Genomic DNA, 16,644 nt, shown 5'->3' with positions numbered 1-16,644 from the left:
CGCCTCATGAACAAGCATGTTTCTCCCAGGATGAACCGCCGTGCCTTCGTCATCGGCAGCGCCACGCTCGGCGCCGGCCTCGCCATCGGTCTCGACATCCCCTTCGGCGGCCCCGCCGTGGTCCGCGCCGCGGACGGCTCGCCCGAGATCGGCGCCTGGGTCGTGATCCGGCCCGATGACACTATCGTGATCCGCATCGCCCGCTCCGAGATGGGCCAGGGCTCGCTCACAGGCCTCGCCCAGCTCGTGGCCGAGGAGCTCGAATGCGACTGGACCAAGGTCACGACCGAATACCCGACACCCGGCACGAGCGTCGCCCGCAAGCGCGTCTGGGGCGATTTCTCCACCGGCGGCAGCCGCGGCATCCGCTCCTCGCAGGATTATGTCCGCAAGGGCGGCGCCACCGCGCGCGTGATGCTGATCCAGGCCGCCGCCGACGGATGGAAAGTGCCGGCCGCCGAATGCACGGCCGAAAACAGCGTCATTACCCACAAGCCGTCGGGCCGCACCACGACCTACGGCAAGGTCGCCGAAGCCGCCGCGAAGCTGACGCCGCCGGCCGAGGTCAAGCTGAAGGATCCGAAGGACTGGAAGCTGATCGGCAAGGGCGTGAAGCGGCTCGACACCCTCGACAAGACCACCGGCGCCATGATCTACGGCGCCGACATCAAGCTGCCGGGCATGTTGAACGCCGCGATCAAGGACTGCCCGGTATTCGGCGGCAAGCTGAAGAGTTTTGACGAATCCAAGATCGCCGCCATGAAAGGCGTCAAGAAGGTCGTCAAGGTCGGCGATACCGCGGTTGCCGTGGTCGCCGACACCTGGTGGCACGCCAAGACCGCGCTCGACGCGCTGCCGATCGTCTGGGATGAGGGTGACAACGCCAAGGTCTCGAGCGAGTCGATTGCAAAGTGGCTGGCCGAGGGGCTCAAGGACGACCAGCCGGCCTATGTCGGCAACAAGAATGGCGACGCCAAAGCCGCCATTGCCAGTGCCGCCAAGAAGGTGGAGGCCGTCTACTCCTATCCCTACCAGAACCACGCCACCATGGAGCCGATGAACGCCACCGCGCTCTACAGCGCGGACAAATGCGAGGTGTGGTGCGGCACGCAGAACGGCGAAGCGGCGTTCGCAGCGGTGCTGGAGGCCTCCGGGCTGCCGGCGGAGAAGTGCGACGTCCACAAGGTGATGCTTGGCGGCGGCTTCGGCCGGCGCGGCCAGACCGATTATGTCCGTCAGGCCGTGATGATCGCCAAGCAGATGCCGGGCACCCCGGTCAAGCTGTTGTGGTCGCGCGAAGAGGACATGGCGCACGGCAGGTATCATCCGATCACCCAGTGCAAGATGACCGGCGCGTTCGATGCCAACAACAATCTGATCGCGCTGCACTACCGTCTGTCCGGGCAATCGATCCTGTTCTCGCTCCGCCCGGAAGCGCTGCAGAACGGCATGGATCCGGCCGCCTTCCAGGGTGTCGCCCAATCCGGCGAGGCCGCGTTCGGCTATTCGGTGCCGAATCTGTTGGTCGAGCACGCGATGCGCAACCCGCACGTCCCGCCCGGCTTCTGGCGCGGCGTCAACGTCAATCACAACGCGATCTACATGGAATGCTTCATGGACGAGCTGGCCCAGGCCGCAGGCCAGGACCCGCTCGAATTCCGGCGCAAGCTCATGGGCAATCACCCCAAGCACCTCGCGGTGCTCAATGCGGTCGCCGAGAAGATCGGCTGGGACAAGCCGGCACCGCAGGGCGTCTATCGCGGCATCGCGCAAGTGATGGGCTATGGCAGCTATGTCGCCGGCGCCGCCGAGATCTCGGTGACCGACGGCAGCAAGATCAAGGTGCATCGCATCGTCGCCTCCACCGATCCCGGCTACGTCGTCAATCCGGCGCAGGTCGAGCGACAGGTCGCGGGCTCCTTCGTCTATGGGCTGTCCGCGCTTTTCTATGGCGGCTGCACCGTCAAGGACGGCAAGATCGAGCAGACCAACTTCGACACCTACAATTCGATGCGCATCGGCGAGATGCCGAAAGTGGAAACGGTGATGGTGCCGAGCGGCGGGTTCTGGGGCGGTGTCGGCGAGCCGACCATCGGCGTCGCGGCGCCGGCGGTGCTCAACGCGTATTTCGCCGCGACCGGCAAACGCATCCGCTCGGTGCCGCTGCGCGACCAGAACATCACCTTTGCCTGAGACACGCGGCGGCGGCCACGACGGCCGCCGCCGCACGCTTTTTTCGGACAAGTCCCATGAATGTGCCGGTGACACGGCGGGATGCCGTCCTCGGCATCACCGCCGCGGCCGCATCGCTCGCCACACCCTCGATCCTGCGCGCGCAATCGTCAGGCCGCATCGTCGTGGTCGGCGGCGGCTTCGGCGGCGCGGCCTGCGCGCGTGCGCTCAAGCGCGCCGGCGCTGGCTTGCAGGTCACCCTGATCGAGCCGAACAAGATCTTCGCCTCCTGCCCGTTCAGCAACGAGGTGATCGCCGGCCTGCGCAAGATGGAGACGCAACATTTCGGCTATGACAAGCTTGCCGCTGCGGGCGTCACCGTGATCAGCCAGGCCGCCGCGAAGATCGAGCCCCAGCAGCGCAGCGTCACCACGGCCGATGGCACGGTGCTGACCTATGATCGTCTCGTGCTCTCGCCCGGCATCGACTTCCACGTCGAAGCCCTGCCCGGCTACGACGAGGCGGCATCGGAAAAAATGCCCCATGCCTGGAAGGCAGGCGCGCAGACGCTGCTGCTGCGCAAGCAGCTGGAAGCGATGGACGACGGCGGCACGGTCGCCATTGCCGTTCCCGCCAATCCCTCGCGGTGTCCGCCCGCGCCTTACGAGCGCGCCAGCCTGATCGCGCATTACCTGAAGACGAACAAGCCCCGCTCGAAGGTGCTGATCCTCGATGCCAAGGACAATTTCTCCCAGCAGCGGCTGTTCGAGAAGGCGTGGAAGGAGCTCTACGGCGGCATGATCGAGCGCATCGCGCTGTCGCAAGGCGGCCGCGTCACCTCGGTCGATCCGGCGACCATGACCATCGTCACCGAATTCGGCAATTACACGCCCGATGTCGCCAACGTCATCCCGCCGCAACGTGCTGGACGCATCGCCGAGATCGCGGGCGCTGCGGATGCGACCGGCTGGTGTCCGATCGATCCCGTCAGCTTCGAGTCGAAACTCGTCCCGAACATCCATGTCATCGGCGATGCCTGCCTCGGCGGCGGCATTCCCAAATCGGCGTCGGCCGCAAGCGGGCAAGGCAAGGCCTGCGCCGCCGCCGTTGCCGATCTGCTCGCCGGCCGTGCGCCGCAAACGCCGCGGCTGACCGGCATCTGCTACAGCACCGTCGCACCCGGCTACGGCTTCTCCCTTGCCGGCAATTACCAGCCAAGAGGCGACATCTTTGCCGAGGTCGAGGGCGGCGCGACCAGCCCGGTCGATGCCCCGCGCGACTTGCGGGCGCGCGAGGCCGCTGAGGCGGAGCGCTGGTTTGAAACCATCACGGCGGATACTTTTGGCTAGCGCATGATGATCCGAGCATGTCGCCACGGTCACGATGCGCTCCCTCCCCCGCCTGCGGGGGAGGGTTGGGGAGAGGGTGTCTCAACAGCGAAGACTCCCCCAGAGGAGAGAGCCCTCACCCGGCGCTTCGCGCCGACCTCTCCCGCAAGCGGGAGAGGTAAGTGGAGTTCGCGGCGACCCCAGCCATCCCATCTCATAGCTGCGATTGCGGCGCTCATCGTGGCAAGCCTGGTCGTCGCCTTGCCGACCCAAGCCGAAGAACTCCTGCCCTACAACATCGTCAACGACGGCATCCCGCAATCGCTCACCGGCTCGCCCGGCGATGCCGCGCGCGGACGCGCACTCGTGCTCGCGCGCACCACGACCTGCATCCTCTGTCACTCCGGCCCGTTCCCAGAAACACGGTTCCAGGGGGATCTCGCGCCCGATCTTGCCGGCGCCGGGAACCGATGGACGGTGAGCCAGTTGCGGCTTCGACTGGTCGATGCGTCGCGATTCAACGCCGAGACCATCATGCCGTCCTATTATCGCACCGACGGCCTCGTGCGGGTCGGACGCAATTTCGCCGGCAAGCCGATCTTGTCGGCTGCCGAGATCGAGGACATCGTGGCCTTTCTTGCAACGCTTCGCGACTAGGACCGTTCATGCCCACCACGCGACGACAATTCCTGAGCCTCGCTGGAGGCGTCACGGCCGCCGGGACGATCCCGGTCGTCACCCTGCGTCCGCTGCAAGCAACGCCCGCGATGCTCAATCACGCGATCCGCAATATCGTCGGCGAAGTCCCGATCCGCACCGGTAGGGTGAAGCTCGACATTCCGCCGCTGGTCGAGAACGGCAACGTGGTGCCGATGACCGTGAGCGTCGCAAGCCCGATGACGGCAGACGACCACGTCAAGAGCATCCACGTCTTCAACGAGAAGAACCCGCAGCCGAACATCGGCAATTTCTATCTCGGCCCCTTCTCCGGCCGGGCCCAGGTCTCGACCCGCATCCGGCTCGCCGACACCCAGAAAGTGGTGGCGATCGCGCGCCTGTCCGACGACACGTTCTGGCAGGTCGCCGCCGACGTCGTCGTGACGCTGGCCGCCTGCACCGAGGAGATGAACTGATGGCCGCGCTCATCAACGTTCCCTCCAAGGCCAGGCGCGGCGACGTCATCGAGATCCGCGCGCTTACCTCGCACATCATGGAGACCGGATTTCGCCACACCGTGGACGGCAAGCTGGTGCCGCGCGACATCATCACGAGCTTCACCTGCCGCTACAACGGCGCCGAGATCTTTCGCGCCGACCTCTTTCCGGCGATCGCGGCCAATCCGTACCTGTCTTTCTTCACGGTCGCCAAGGACAGCGGCAAGTTTGAATTCGAATGGATCGGCGACAACGGCTATTCGTCCACCGCCTCGGCCTTGATCACGGTCGAATGAGCGTTTGGCGCGCAATAGCAGCGGCGGCCTTGTTCGCCGCGGCGCCTGCCTTGATCGCCGGCGAAATCCCGCCCGATGCGCGCCGATCCGGCTATCCGTTCATGGGGCCGGACACCCGGGCGATGCAGGACGACGACACCTCCAATCCGGCCATGCTGTTCGTGCTCGACGGCGAGGCGCTGTGGGCGAAGAAGACCGGCAGCGCGGAGAAGGCCTGCGCGGATTGCCATGGCGAGGCGCGCGCCAGCATGAAGGGCGTCGCGGCGCGCTACCCCGCCATCGACAAGGCGCTTCGCCGCCCCGTCACGCTCGACCAGCGCATCAATCTTTGCCGCGCCGATCACCAGCGGGCAACGCCGCTGCCCTACGAGAGCCGCGACCTCCTGGCCCTCTCCGCGTTCGTCGCCCATCAATCGCGCGGTGTTGCGATCACCGCCGGCGACGATCCGCAGGCAAAACCCTTCGTGGAGCAGGGCCGCGAGCTCTTCATGCAGCGCGAAGGCCAGCTCAACCTCGCCTGCACCAATTGCCATGACGACAATTTCGACAAGCGCCTCGCGGGTGCGCCGATCACGCAAGGGCAGCCGACCGGCTATCCGCTCTACCGCCTGGAATGGCAGACGCTGGGTTCGCTGGAACGGCGCTTGCGCAGCTGCATGACCGGCGTGCGCGCCCAGGCCTATGATTACGGCTCGCCCGAGCTGGTCGCGCTCGAGCTCTATCTGATGTCCCGAGCGCATGGGCTGCCGATGGAAACGCCGGCCGTGCGGCCCTGAATGAAAGCGGCCGGCGTTCGCCGGCCGCTTCGAACAAGCTCGCGCCGTCGCCTATTCCGCCGGCGCCGCCGACATCTCCGGATGCGCGGCATAATGTTCGCTGGTGCCGAGCTTGCCGGCGGCGAACAGGCCGGCGGCCACCGCAGCGTAGGCCAGCGCGACCGCCGGGGTGACGCCAAAGCCGCCGCCGATGCCGACGGCCTCGCCATGCATGAAGCCGAAATAGGTGAGCACGGCACCGACCAGAGCAAAGGCCGAGGCCTTCTCGAAATCGCGCTCGATGATGAAGACGCCGATTGCGCCGAGGACCAGGCCGCCGAGGATGGAGCCGCCGCCCATGACTTCAAGTCCGTGGTAGAACACGCCCTGCTGCGGCAGCGCGGCGATCGCGGCCGCCTTCACGGCGTCGGCCTTGTCGGCCGCCAAGCCACCGACGGTTGTCGCCGCATTCATGGTCGAACCAAGCATCGTGTCGATCTGCAGCTTGGCCCAGGCGGCCAGATGCGGCGTCAGCGCCAGCACGATCGCGGGCGCGTGCTTGATCGGCGTGGTCTGGAACGCCTGCGCACCGATCAGCATGCCGATGTAGAGCAGGATCGGCGAGATCGCGACGACGGGCACGAGCGCCAGCAGCACCGAAATGATGCCGAACCAGGACAGCACGATCACCATGATGCCGGTCGCAGCGGAATAGCCGATCCGGCCGCCCATCGCCTTCCAGCCGGGATGGCCGATATAGACGGCGTTGATGAAGGGATTGCCCATCAGGCAGCCGATCAGGCTGACGACGCCGTCGGCCGTGAGCACGCGCGTGGTCGGATATTCGTCGCCGGCCGCCTCCGCGCTCTCGACATTGTCCATGGCTTCGACGAGGTCGTAGATGCCGAAGGGAATGGCGGTGACGAGGATGATGCCGAGGAATTCGAAGCCGGAGAAGACATAGCCTATTGCCGGGATCGGCACCGAGAAGCCGAAATTGGCGAAGGCAGCGCCAACGCCGGCGAGGCTCAAGCCGCCGATGCCGAGCCCGAACAGGTTGGAGCCCCAGGCGATGACCATGCCGACGGCGATGGCGACGAGGCCTGCGGGAATGCCCCGCCAGTACTTCACACCGCCGAACCAGCTCACCAGGATGATGGCGAAGCAGACCAGACCGATCTGCGGCGTCATGTACATTTCCAGGGCTGGCCGCATCGAGATGAAGGTGACGGAGACGCCGGCAAGCGTGCCGAGCAGCGCCGCGCGCGGCGTGATCCTGCGGATGAACGGGGCAATGAAGCCGCCGATCATCAGAATGAAGCTCTGGAAGAACACCCAAACCAGGCCGGCCGACCAGCCCTTGAGCGGATCACCGGTCTTCAGGGTGATCGGCAGCATGATCACGAAGGTGACGATGAACATGTGCGGCACGCTGACGCCCGAGGGCAGCGCGCAGACGTCGCTGCGGCCGGTCTTCTGCGCCAGACGATAGGCAAGATAGGCGTAGTAGAAGGTCGAGAGGCACATCATCAGCCCGAGCGCGGGCAGGATGCGGCCGAACACCAGACTGTCCGGCATCTTCAGGACGAAGCGCAACAGGCCCGTGAGCACCAGCATATTGACGAGGATGTTGGTGCCGAAGCCGAAAAACGCGTTCCAGTCGCCCGATGTCCATAGTGCCGGCTTGAACCCGGACGTGTCGATTTCAGATTTGCCGGCCGTCCCCGTCAATGTGCTCATGATATCACCCCTCAAATGGTCGAAATCCTCATTGCCTCCAAGACTGCGGCTGAGGTTGCGACCCAGCCGAAGATGCCGCCTTGGGCCTTGATCATCTTCAGGCCCATCTCGTGAAACTCGGGGAAGTAGGACGCGCAGCCGTCAGACATAACGACGCAGCGGTAGCCGCGGTCATTGGCCTCGCGCACCGTGGTGTTGACGCACACTTCGGTGGTGACGCCGCACACCAGCAGGTTTTCGATGCCGTATCTCTCCAGCACGTCATTGAGCTCGGTGGCGTAGAACGCCCCCTTGCCGGGCTTGTCGATCACGACCTCGCTGTCGAGCGGATAGAGCTCGGGAATGATGTCGTGGCCGGCCTCGCCGCGAATGAGGATGCGGCCCATCGGGCCGGGATCGCCGATGCGCAAGGACGGCGCGCCGCGCTCGATCTTCGCCGGGGGCGCGTCGGAGAGATCGGGCAGATGGCCCTCGCGGGTGTGGATCACCAACATGCCGGTGCCGCGCGCCGCTTTCAGCACTGCGCCGATCGGCTTCACCGCGCGCGCAAGCTGGCTGACGTCGTTGCCGAGCGTCTCACCGAAGCCGCCGGGCTCCATGAAGTCGCGCTGCATGTCGATGATGAGAAGCGCGGTGGCGGACCAGTCCAATCTGACCGGCTCGGGCTCGGCGTTGATGACGCCCAATGTCGGCTTGCTCAAGTCCAGCATGACGCCCGCCCCTCGCGAGAACTGCGCGAGGAGTTCTGCAAGCGGCGTGCCATTGTGTACAATTGCGATGGCGCACAGGCTGCGAAAGAATTTGCTTTGGGCTCAGAAGGTTAGGCGAGCGTTCGGCGCCTGCTCATTCCCTGTGCGACGGCTTAGCGACGTGCATTTGCATAAAGGATAGGCTGATGCTGAAGCTCCGTCCGCCGTCATTCCGGGGCGACGCGAAGCGGCGAGCCCGGAATCCATAACCACGATCGTGAGTATGGATTCCGGGCTCGCGACTTCGTCGCGCCCCGGAATGACGACCGAGAGAATGGCGGCTACTTGGCCCCATACAGCCGTCGATACTCCTCCTCATACGGCGCATACGAGTCCTTCAGCGTCGCCATGTTGAGCAGCATGGTCGCCACCACCGCACCGGTCTTGTCGAACACGCGCGTCTTCACCCAGGCGCTTTCGGTGCGGCGGCTGCCGGAGAGCGCGACCACCTCGCGCTCGACCTCGTAGTCGTCGTCGACGAACAGCGGGCCCTTCACCAGCCGGATCTCCTGGTCCGCGAACAGGCCGACGGCCGGGCCCTTGGCCGGCAGCGGATCGTCCTTGGAGCGGTACTGGAACAGCACGCTCAGCATCTCCATCGGGATGATCGGCCTGCGCCACGGATTGTCGGCAGTCGAATAGTAAGGCGAGCTCTCGGTGATGGCAGCGAGCTTCTGGTGCAGCGAGAACGGATAGAGATCACCCATGATCTGGTCGAACGCCATCCGCACCGCCTGGCGCTTGCCGGTCTGAGCGACCTTTACATCGCGCAGGATGACGGGATCGGCGAGCGGCTTGAGCTCGCCAAGGCGGGCCTCCAGCGCCGTCGCCGCGTGCGGTTCACCGACCGAAGCCGTGCCGCGCAGCACCTCGGTGCCGTCGCGCTTGACCATCTGGATCTGGCACTGGCTGGTGCCGGGCAATGGCTTCGACAGGATCGCCTGCACCTCTTCGCCCTCGTAGCAGACGCTGCGATAATGCGTGGACAGACATCCGGTCTCGAACCAGGCCTGTCCCCACAATCGCGCGCCGAGCGGGGCGAACTGACTGAAATGCGTCGGGCCTTCGATGGTGCCGCCCTTGAAGCCGAGCTTCTGCGCGGTGGCGTCGTCATGGATCGAGGCATGCGCGTCGTAGGTTTGCGCCTGCAGCATCTGACGCGGCTGGCGCCACGGCCCGATCAGGGTCTCGGTCGTCTCGGTGATTTCGGTATCGAATGCGTTTACAGCCATGATGTCCTCCGCTCGCAAGCCATGACTAGCAGGAGCGCCACGGATGCGGCCAGCCGTATTGACTTCGCCGGCCCATGCTCTTGACTGGGATCCTCCGCTTCGCAAGCCGCAATCCTCCCGCGGTGCAAAATCCTCACCGGGCCAGAACAATAAGGACTCCACGACATGACGCTGTTGCAGGTCGAGCTGGACGATAAATACCGGCTCGAATCGAAGCGGATCTTCCTGTCCGGCACACAGGCCCTGGTCCGCTTACCCATGCTGCAGCGCGAACGCGACCGGCTTCAGGGACTCAACACCGGCGGCTTCATCTCCGGCTATCGCGGCTCCCCGCTCGGCATGTACGACCACGCGTTGTGGCGCGCGAAGTCGCACCTTCAGCAACACGACATCGCCTTTGTTCCCGGGCTGAACGAAGATCTCGCCGCGACCGCGGTCTGGGGCAGCCAGCAGGTCGGCCTGTTTCCCGGCGCCAAGGTCGATGGCGTGTTCGGCATCTGGTACGGCAAGGGCCCCGGCGTCGACCGCTCGGTCGATGCGCTCAAGCACGCCAATGCCGCCGGCACCTCGCTCAACGGCGGCGTGCTGGCGCTCGCCGGCGACGACCACGGCTGCCAGTCCTCGACGCTGGCGCATCAGAGCGAGCAGGTGTTCGCGGCCGCGCTGATTCCCGTTATCAACCCGGCGACGCTGCAGGACTATCTCGACCTTGGCCTCTACGGTTTTGCGCTGTCGCGCTTCTCCGGCTGCTGGGTCGGCTTCAAGGCGATCAGCGAGACGGTGGAGAGTTCGGCGTCGATTGATAGCGACCCCGAGCGCATCCAGATCAGGCTGCCCGACGATTTCGAGATGCCGCCCGGCGGCCTCAACATCCGCTGGCCCGATCCGCCGCTGGAGGCGGAGAAGCGCCTGTTCGGCCCGAAGATGGCCGCCGTGCAGGCCTTCGCCCGCGCCAACCGGCTCGACCGCATCGTGCTCGATTCCAAGCCGGCGCGGCTCGGCATCGTCGCGACCGGCAAGGCCTATCTCGACCTGCGGCAGGCACTGGCGGATTTGGGCATCACCGACAAGGACGCGCAGGATCTCGGCCTTCGCATCTACAAGGTCGCGCTGACCTGGCCGCTGGAGGAAAGCGGCGCCAAGCGCTTCGCGGAAGGTCTCCAGGACGTGCTCGTGGTCGAGGAGAAGCGCGGCTTCATCGAAGACCAGCTGATGCGCATCCTCTACAACATCGATGCCTCGAAGCGCCCGACCGTCACCGGCAAGCGCGACGAAAGCGGCGCGCCGCTGCTGCCGAGCGAGGGCGAGCTGACGCCGACCATCGTTGCGGGTGCCCTGGTGGCGCGTTTGCGCAAGCTCGGCCATCACAGCCCGGTGCTGGAGCAGCGCCTTGCGCGGCTCGAGGCGTTCGACCATCCCGTCACCACGAGCACGCAGATCAAGCTCGCGCGCACGCCGTTCTTCTGCTCGGGCTGCCCGCACAACACCTCGACGCGCGTGCCCGAGGGCAGCCGCGCCATGGCCGGCATCGGCTGCCACGGCATGGCCCTGAGCATGCCGACCCGCCGCACCGATCTGATCTCGCATATGGGCGCCGAGGGCGTGAACTGGATCGGCCAGTCGCCCTTCACCACCGAGCAGCACATTTTCCAGAACCTCGGCGACGGCACCTACACACACTCCGGTCTTCTGGCGCTCCGCGCCGCCTCCGCCGCCGGCATCAACATCACCTACAAGATCCTCTACAACGACGCCGTCGCGATGACCGGCGGCCAGCCGGCCGAGGGCGCCTTCAACGTCGCCCAGATCGCCCATCAGGTCTGGGCCGAGGGCGTCAAGCGGCTCGCGATCGTCTCGGACGATCCGAGCAAATACCCGCAAGGTAATTACTTCCCGCAAGGCGCGACCATCCACCACCGCCGCGAGCTCGATGCCGTGCAGCGCGAGCTGCGCGATATCAAGGGCCTCACCGTCATCATCTACGACCAGACCTGCGCCGCCGAAAAGCGCCGCCGCCGCAAGCGCGGCCTCTATCCCGATCCCGCCAAGCGTGCCTTCATCAACGAGCTGGTCTGCGAAGGCTGCGGCGATTGCTCGCAGGCCTCCAACTGCGTCTCGGTGCAGCCGCTGGAGACCGAGTTCGGCCGCAAGCGCCAGATCGATCAGTCCAATTGCAACAAGGACTTTTCCTGCGTGGAAGGGTTCTGTCCAAGCTTCGTCACCGTGCACGGCGGCACGCTGAAGCGGATGAAGACCTCGGCGGTCGATTCCGGTCAGCTGTTCGCCGATCTGCCGCTGCCGCCGGCGCGTGAGCTGGATGGCCCCTACAACATCCTCGTCACCGGCATCGGCGGCACGGGCGTCATCACCATCGGCGCACTGCTCGGCATGGCCGCTCATGTCGACGGCCGCGGCTGCTCGGCGCTGGATTTCACCGGCCTGTCGCAGAAGAACGGCGCGGTGATGAGCCATGTCCGCATCGCTCCGAAGCCGGAGGACATCTCCGCCGTCCGCATCACCACCGGTGGCGCCGACGTCATTCTCGGCTGCGACATGATCGTTTCGGCAGGTCCCTCCGCCCTCAGCCGCGCCGAGCGCGGCGTGACCAAGGCCTATATCAACGCCGATTTGCAGCCGACCGCGAGCTTCGTGCAAAATCCCGATCTCGACTTCGAGATGGGCACGATGCAGACCGTGCTGCGCGACGCCATCGGTGACAACAACCTCGACATCATCGACGCCACCGGCATTGCCGCGGCGCTGATGGGCGACAGCATCGCCACCAATCCCTTCATGCTCGGCTTCGCCTTCCAGAAGGGCGCGATTCCGCTGTCGCTCGAAGCGCTGCTCCGCGCCATCGAGATCAACGGCGCCGCGATCGAGATGAACAAGCTCGCCTTCACCTGGGGCCGCCTCGCCGCCCACGACATGTCGCGGGTGCGCAGCGTGCTGCAGTTCAAGAACCGTGCGTCCGCGCCGGCCAAGTCGCTCGACGACATCATCGCGACCCGCGCCGAATTCCTGACCTCCTATCAGGACAAGGCCTATGCCGACCGCTATCTCGCGGCCGTCGCCAAGGTGCGCAAGGCGGAAGCCGCCGCCTCGCCCGCATCAACGGAGCTGACCGAGACGGTCGCGAAGAACCTGTTCAAGCTGATGTCCTACAAGGACGAGTACGAGGTCGCGCGGCTCTATACCGATGGCAGCTTTGCGAAGAAAGTGTCGGAGAAATTCGACGGCGATTTCACGTTGAAATATCACCTCGCGCCGCCGATCTTCGCCAGGCGCGACAAGACGACGGGCCGGCTCCAGAAGCAGGAGTTCGGCGGCTGGATGCTCCATGCCTTCCGCGTGCTCGCCAGGCTGAAATTCCTGCGCGGCAGCGCGTTCGATCCGTTCGGCCGGACCGAGGAGCGCCGGACCGAGCGCAAGCTGGTCGCGGATTATCTCGGCATGATCGATCAGCGGATCGTCGGGCTGAAGCCGGAGCAGATCCCGCTGCTGGCAAGGCTTGCGCGCGTGCCGGAGACGATCCGCGGCTTCGGCCACGTCAAGGAAGCCAACGTCAAGCTCGCGGCAGCCGAGACGGCGCGGCTGGAGGCGGAACTGGAGAACAGCCGCTTTGCGGCGGCAGCGGAGTAGCGGCTAGGGGCTGGCCTCTATCCGCGTCATTGCGAGCCGCTCGCGACAAGATTGCGCAGCAATTTGCGCTGATGCGACGAAGCAATCCAGAGTCTCGCTACACGCTCGATGTCATCGCCCGGCTTGACCGGGCGATCCGGTACTCCGAGGCGGTTGTGATTCAACTGATGGGCCGCGGCGTACTGGATGCCCCGCTTTCGCGGAGCATGACGGCGGTGGGGATGGCTAAACCGACGCCAACACGCTGGCAGCGGTCTCACGTGTCGCCCCACCCTCCGCCAGATGCCTTCCCGCAATATATCCAAACACCAGCGCCGGTCCCAGCGTGATGCCCGGCCCCGGACAATTCCCGTTCATGATCGAGCCCATGTCGTTGCCGCAGGCATAGAGGCCGGCGATCGGCGTATCGTCCGCGCGCAGCACGCGGGCCTGCGCGTCGACCTTCATGCCGATCGCGGTGCCGAGATCGGCCGGATGAATGCGCATCGCGAAGAACGGCGCCCGCGTGATCGGGGCCACGCAAGGGTTGGGCTTGTGACGGATATCGCCGAGATGGCGCTGAGAGAGGGTGCTGCCGCGGCCGAACTCGGGATCGCGGCCCTCCTCTGCATCGGCATTGTAGTTCACGATCGTCGCCGTGAGGGTGGACGGCTTGACGCCGATCCTGGTGGCGAGCTGCGCGATATCGGCCGCCTCGATCAGCTCGCCACTCGCCGCATAACGCCGATAGCGGCGCGTGAACGGCCTGATGCGGCCGAGACCGTAGTCCCATAGGAAACGGCGGTCGCAGATCAAATGAAACGGCCGATCCGGCTCGCCGTTGCCGTCGCGCAGCATGGCGAGCACGAATTCGTGGTAGGACAGCGCCTCGTTGACGAAGCGCCGGCCCGCTGCATTGACGGCGATCACGCCCGGCTTGGCGCGGTCGGTCACCATGTGCGGAAATACGCCGCGGCTGCCGTCGGCCCTGGCGAAAAGCGAGGCCGGCACCCAATAGGCCGGGCTGGCCGCGTCCGTGTTGAGCGCGGCACCTGTCGCTGCCGCCAGCCGCAGCCCGTCTCCGGTGCTGGAGGTGTTGGCCGCCGAAACGAATCCGGCTGCCGCCGGAAGAAGACGCTTGCGCAACACGGCGTCGTGCGAAAAGCCGCCGGTCGCCAGCACCACGCCGCGGCGCGCTGCGATCGGCCGGTCGCGGGAACCATGACGGATCACCACGCCGCTGACGCGATCGCCCTGCATCGAGAGATCTTCGACATCGGCGCTGAAGAGAAATTCGACCTGCCGCGCCAGCAGCGAAGCGTATAGTCGCGCGGCAAGCGCGTTGCCGAGATGCAGCGTCGTGCCACGCGGGCTTCGTAGCCGCTGCAACGCATAGGCCGAAACCAGCCGCGCCGCGCGCATGGTCGCGCGCAGGGATTTTCCAACGCTGCGCAAATGCGGAATGTCGAGACGATCGACCATCATCCCGCCGCACAGCGTGGACTCCGGCAGCGGTGGCCGCAGGCGCGCAAAGCCCTCGCCCAGCCGCCTGCCGTCGAAAGCAACCGGCTCCAGCACGCGGCCGCCCGAAGTCGCGCCCAGTCGTTCCGGATAATAATCCGGATAGGCCTTCACCGGCTGAAGACGAACCTCGGTGTTGGCTTCGAGATAGGCGATCGCCTCGGGCCCGCGCGCGAGGAAGGCGGCACGCAGGCCGGCATTGGCGGGCTCGGACACCGTGCTCGACAGATATTGGACGGCATCCGCGACACTGTCGGAGAGCCCGGCCTCTTTCATTTTCGCATTGGCAGGGATCCAGACCATGCCGTCTGACCAGGCGGTGGTGCCGCCGACGAACGCGGTCTTCTCGATCACCAGCACTCGCAGGCCTTCGGCAGCCGCCACGGCCGCGGCCGTCATGCCGCCGGCTCCGGCGCCGATGACGATGACGTCGTAGGTCTCATGCGCCGGCATCATGCGGCATTTTTCCTGGGACGAGACATGACATTGTCATACCTCGCCCTTGGGCCTGCAGCTAGCGTTGCGGCTTGCGCTCGATCGGGTCGATCTCGATCGCCCGCAGGCGGCCGAGCCGGAGCACGTCCATGGCGAGCCGCCGGCCGATGCGGTCGCGATCGAGCACGCGGATCAAATCGTCGACGCCGTTGATCGCGACGCCATCGAGCCTGATCACGACGTCGCCGGGCAGCAGGCCCGCCTTCGCCGCAGGGCCGTCCGGCTCGATCTGCGCGAGCAGCGCGCCCATCTTGTTCTCGACGCCGGCCACGACCGCATGCCGCCGAGGCACCGGCGCGGTCTGCCCGGCGACGCCGATATAGGCGCGGCGGACATAGCCGTGGCGGATGATCTCCGACAGCACGAATTGCGCGGTGTTGCTGGCGACCGCGAAGCAGATGCCCTGCGCACCGTTGATGATGGCGGTGTTGATGCCGATCACCTCGGCATGCGAGGACACCAGCGGCCCGCCGGAGTTCCCCGGGTTGAGCGCGGCATCGGTCTGGATCACGTCTTCGATGGTGCGCCCGCTCACCGAGCGGATCGAGCGGCCGAGCGCCGAGACCACGCCGGCCGTGACGGTCGATTCGAAGCCGAGCGGATTGCCGATGGCAATCACGAGCTGGCCGCGACGCAGCGTCTTGGAATTGCCGAGCGCGGCATAGGGCAAATGGCGCACGCCGTTGGCGCGCAGCAAGGCGAGGTCCGTGTCGGGATCGACACCGAGCACCTGGGCGTCGCCGACATGACCCTCGACGTCGCGCAGCCGGATCTCCTTGGACGTGCCGACCACGTGGCTGTTGGTGAGCACGAGGCCATCAGGCGAGATCACGATGCCCGAGCCGAGCCCGCCGCGCTCGCGTCTATCAGGCACCTTGGGCCCGGTCTCGACCCGCACGACCGCGGGGCCGACCCGGTCGGTCACGTCGATCACGGCATTGGAATAGGCGTCCAGCAGCGCTCCGTCGTCGACCGGAGCAGCCGCCGCCGTTCGCGATGACGGTGCGTCATCGACGATATCTGAGGTGAAATCCAGCATGGCAAGAGTCCTTGAAGGCTCACACAGATGGTGGCCTGTTCCCTGCCGCGCAAGGACCGCAGGGCTGGACTGCCCAGATGGCTAGGGCGCCCGCCTCAGCGAGCCGCCCCTCGCCTTGACCGGATCGAGCAGCGACCAGTCGCCGTCCGGCAGCACGTGGCCCTTGGGAAAGGGCGCGCGCAGCTCGAGCCCGAGCGAGCGCAGCACGCGGTCGTCGCGGTAGTAGCATTGCAGGACGACGCGGACGAGTGTTGCAGCGGCCACCCCGCCGTCCCTGCGGAACTCTTGCGCCACGGCATCGCGCCTCCCGGCGTCGAGCTCGGCGAGCGGCGCTCCGGCGAGCCGCGCCAAATGGTCCAGCGCCGCTGCCACCGGCTTGGCGTCGCGGCCGAGCGTCGCAAGGATGTCGGCCTGGATCGCGGCATCGTCGGCGCCGGGCACCTTGTACTCGTCGCTGGCGGGAATGATCATCGCGGCGATGGTGCGCAAGTCCTGGCGCTGCCGCGGCGTGAGGGTGAGCTCTTCAGCCATGTCGTCCTCTT

At 66.2% G+C, this 16,644-nt stretch carries 13 protein-coding genes; 7 read left to right on the top strand and 6 right to left on the bottom strand.

What is annotated here, in order from left to right:
* The first annotated feature begins 6 nt into the window (after positions 1-6).
* The 6 genes from DCM79_RS27620 (at position 7) to soxA (ending at position 5,726) form a co-directional block, all read left to right on the top strand.
* A complete protein-coding gene (locus DCM79_RS27620) occupies positions 7-2,193 on the top strand; it encodes a molybdopterin cofactor-binding domain-containing protein (protein WP_257177246.1) in 2,187 nt (728 codons plus the stop codon).
* 56 nt (positions 2,194-2,249) lie between these two features.
* The gene (locus tag DCM79_RS27615; RefSeq protein ID WP_257177245.1) at positions 2,250-3,521 is read left to right on the top strand and encodes an NAD(P)/FAD-dependent oxidoreductase; all 1,272 of its coding nucleotides are present in this window, start codon (positions 2,250-2,252) and stop codon (positions 3,519-3,521) included.
* A 219-nt stretch (positions 3,522-3,740) separates the two neighbouring features.
* Entirely contained in the window at positions 3,741-4,157 is a 417-nt protein-coding gene (gene soxX, locus DCM79_RS27610) for a sulfur oxidation c-type cytochrome SoxX (RefSeq protein ID WP_257177244.1), read from the top strand.
* An 8-nt stretch (positions 4,158-4,165) separates the two neighbouring features.
* Positions 4,166-4,633 (top strand): SoxY-related AACIE arm protein, encoded by a 468-nt coding sequence (locus DCM79_RS27605; RefSeq protein ID WP_257177243.1) that lies wholly within the window; start codon positions 4,166-4,168, stop codon positions 4,631-4,633.
* A complete protein-coding gene (gene soxZ, locus DCM79_RS27600) occupies positions 4,633-4,950 on the top strand; it encodes a thiosulfate oxidation carrier complex protein SoxZ (RefSeq protein ID WP_257177242.1) in 318 nt (105 codons plus the stop codon). The genes DCM79_RS27605 and soxZ overlap by 1 nt, the downstream gene beginning before the upstream one ends.
* Positions 4,947-5,726 carry a sulfur oxidation c-type cytochrome SoxA gene (gene soxA / locus DCM79_RS27595; RefSeq protein WP_257177241.1) on the top strand — a complete coding sequence of 260 codons (780 nt, stop codon included), beginning with the start codon at positions 4,947-4,949 and terminating at the stop codon, positions 5,724-5,726. Before soxZ ends, soxA begins: the two co-directional genes overlap by 4 nt.
* A 51-nt stretch (positions 5,727-5,777) precedes the next feature.
* Here the strand turns inward: soxA and DCM79_RS27590 are convergent, their stop codons facing one another.
* From DCM79_RS27590 to DCM79_RS27580, 3 genes are all read right to left on the bottom strand, one after another.
* Positions 5,778-7,445, bottom strand: a complete 1,668-nt coding sequence (locus tag DCM79_RS27590) for a regulator (protein ID WP_257177240.1) — start codon at positions 7,443-7,445, stop codon at positions 5,778-5,780.
* Positions 7,446-7,456: 11 nt separating this feature from the next.
* Positions 7,457-8,155: a cysteine hydrolase family protein gene (locus DCM79_RS27585; RefSeq protein ID WP_257177239.1), complete on the bottom strand. Its 699-nt coding sequence runs from the start codon at positions 8,153-8,155 to the stop codon at positions 7,457-7,459.
* Between the two features lie 320 nt (positions 8,156-8,475).
* Positions 8,476-9,426 carry a hypothetical protein gene (locus DCM79_RS27580; protein ID WP_257177238.1) on the bottom strand — a complete coding sequence of 317 codons (951 nt, stop codon included), beginning with the start codon at positions 9,424-9,426 and terminating at the stop codon, positions 8,476-8,478.
* A gap of 165 nt (positions 9,427-9,591) precedes the next feature.
* Here DCM79_RS27580 and DCM79_RS27575 point away from each other — a divergent pair, with 165 nt between their 5' ends.
* A complete protein-coding gene (locus DCM79_RS27575; protein WP_257177237.1) occupies positions 9,592-13,068 on the top strand; it encodes an indolepyruvate ferredoxin oxidoreductase family protein in 3,477 nt (1,158 codons plus the stop codon).
* Positions 13,069-13,293: 225 nt separating this feature from the next.
* Here DCM79_RS27575 and DCM79_RS27570 read toward each other — a convergent pair whose 3' ends face one another.
* The 3 genes from DCM79_RS27570 to DCM79_RS27560 form a co-directional block, all read right to left on the bottom strand.
* Complete coding sequence (locus DCM79_RS27570) at positions 13,294-15,024, bottom strand: FAD-dependent oxidoreductase (protein WP_257177236.1); 1,731 nt, start codon at positions 15,022-15,024, stop codon at positions 13,294-13,296.
* A 58-nt stretch (positions 15,025-15,082) separates the two neighbouring features.
* On the bottom strand, positions 15,083-16,102 hold the full coding sequence (locus tag DCM79_RS27565) for a S1C family serine protease (RefSeq protein ID WP_257177235.1): 1,020 nt from the start codon (positions 16,100-16,102) through the stop codon (positions 15,083-15,085).
* 81 nt (positions 16,103-16,183) lie between these two features.
* The gene (locus DCM79_RS27560; RefSeq protein WP_257177234.1) at positions 16,184-16,633 is read right to left on the bottom strand and encodes a gluconate 2-dehydrogenase subunit 3 family protein; all 450 of its coding nucleotides are present in this window, start codon (positions 16,631-16,633) and stop codon (positions 16,184-16,186) included.
* Positions 16,634-16,644: the final 11 nt, after the last annotated feature.

Origin of the sequence: Bradyrhizobium sp. WBOS07 (assembly GCF_024585165.1) — a bacterium.
In the GTDB taxonomy this organism is placed as follows: domain Bacteria; phylum Pseudomonadota; class Alphaproteobacteria; order Rhizobiales; family Xanthobacteraceae; genus Bradyrhizobium; species Bradyrhizobium japonicum_B.
Note: the sequence above shows the minus strand (reverse complement) of the source record. Positions and strands in the feature narration are given on the sequence as shown.

Coding starts and splice junctions, on each gene's coding strand:
- DCM79_RS27620 (WP_257177246.1), top strand. CDS start 7: ATGAACAAGCATGTTTCTCCCAGGATGAACCGCCGTGCCTTCGTCATC.
- DCM79_RS27615 (WP_257177245.1), top strand. CDS start 2,250: ATGAATGTGCCGGTGACACGGCGGGATGCCGTCCTCGGCATCACCGCC.
- DCM79_RS27605 (WP_257177243.1), top strand. CDS start 4,166: ATGCCCACCACGCGACGACAATTCCTGAGCCTCGCTGGAGGCGTCACG.
- soxZ (WP_257177242.1), top strand. CDS start 4,633: ATGGCCGCGCTCATCAACGTTCCCTCCAAGGCCAGGCGCGGCGACGTC.
- soxA (WP_257177241.1), top strand. CDS start 4,947: ATGAGCGTTTGGCGCGCAATAGCAGCGGCGGCCTTGTTCGCCGCGGCG.
- DCM79_RS27590 (WP_257177240.1), bottom strand. CDS start 7,445: ATGAGCACATTGACGGGGACGGCCGGCAAATCTGAAATCGACACGTCC.
- DCM79_RS27585 (WP_257177239.1), bottom strand. CDS start 8,155: ATGCTGGACTTGAGCAAGCCGACATTGGGCGTCATCAACGCCGAGCCC.
- DCM79_RS27580 (WP_257177238.1), bottom strand. CDS start 9,426: ATGGCTGTAAACGCATTCGATACCGAAATCACCGAGACGACCGAGACC.
- DCM79_RS27575 (WP_257177237.1), top strand. CDS start 9,592: ATGACGCTGTTGCAGGTCGAGCTGGACGATAAATACCGGCTCGAATCG.
- DCM79_RS27570 (WP_257177236.1), bottom strand. CDS start 15,024: ATGATGCCGGCGCATGAGACCTACGACGTCATCGTCATCGGCGCCGGA.
- DCM79_RS27565 (WP_257177235.1), bottom strand. CDS start 16,102: ATGCTGGATTTCACCTCAGATATCGTCGATGACGCACCGTCATCGCGA.
- DCM79_RS27560 (WP_257177234.1), bottom strand. CDS start 16,633: ATGGCTGAAGAGCTCACCCTCACGCCGCGGCAGCGCCAGGACTTGCGC.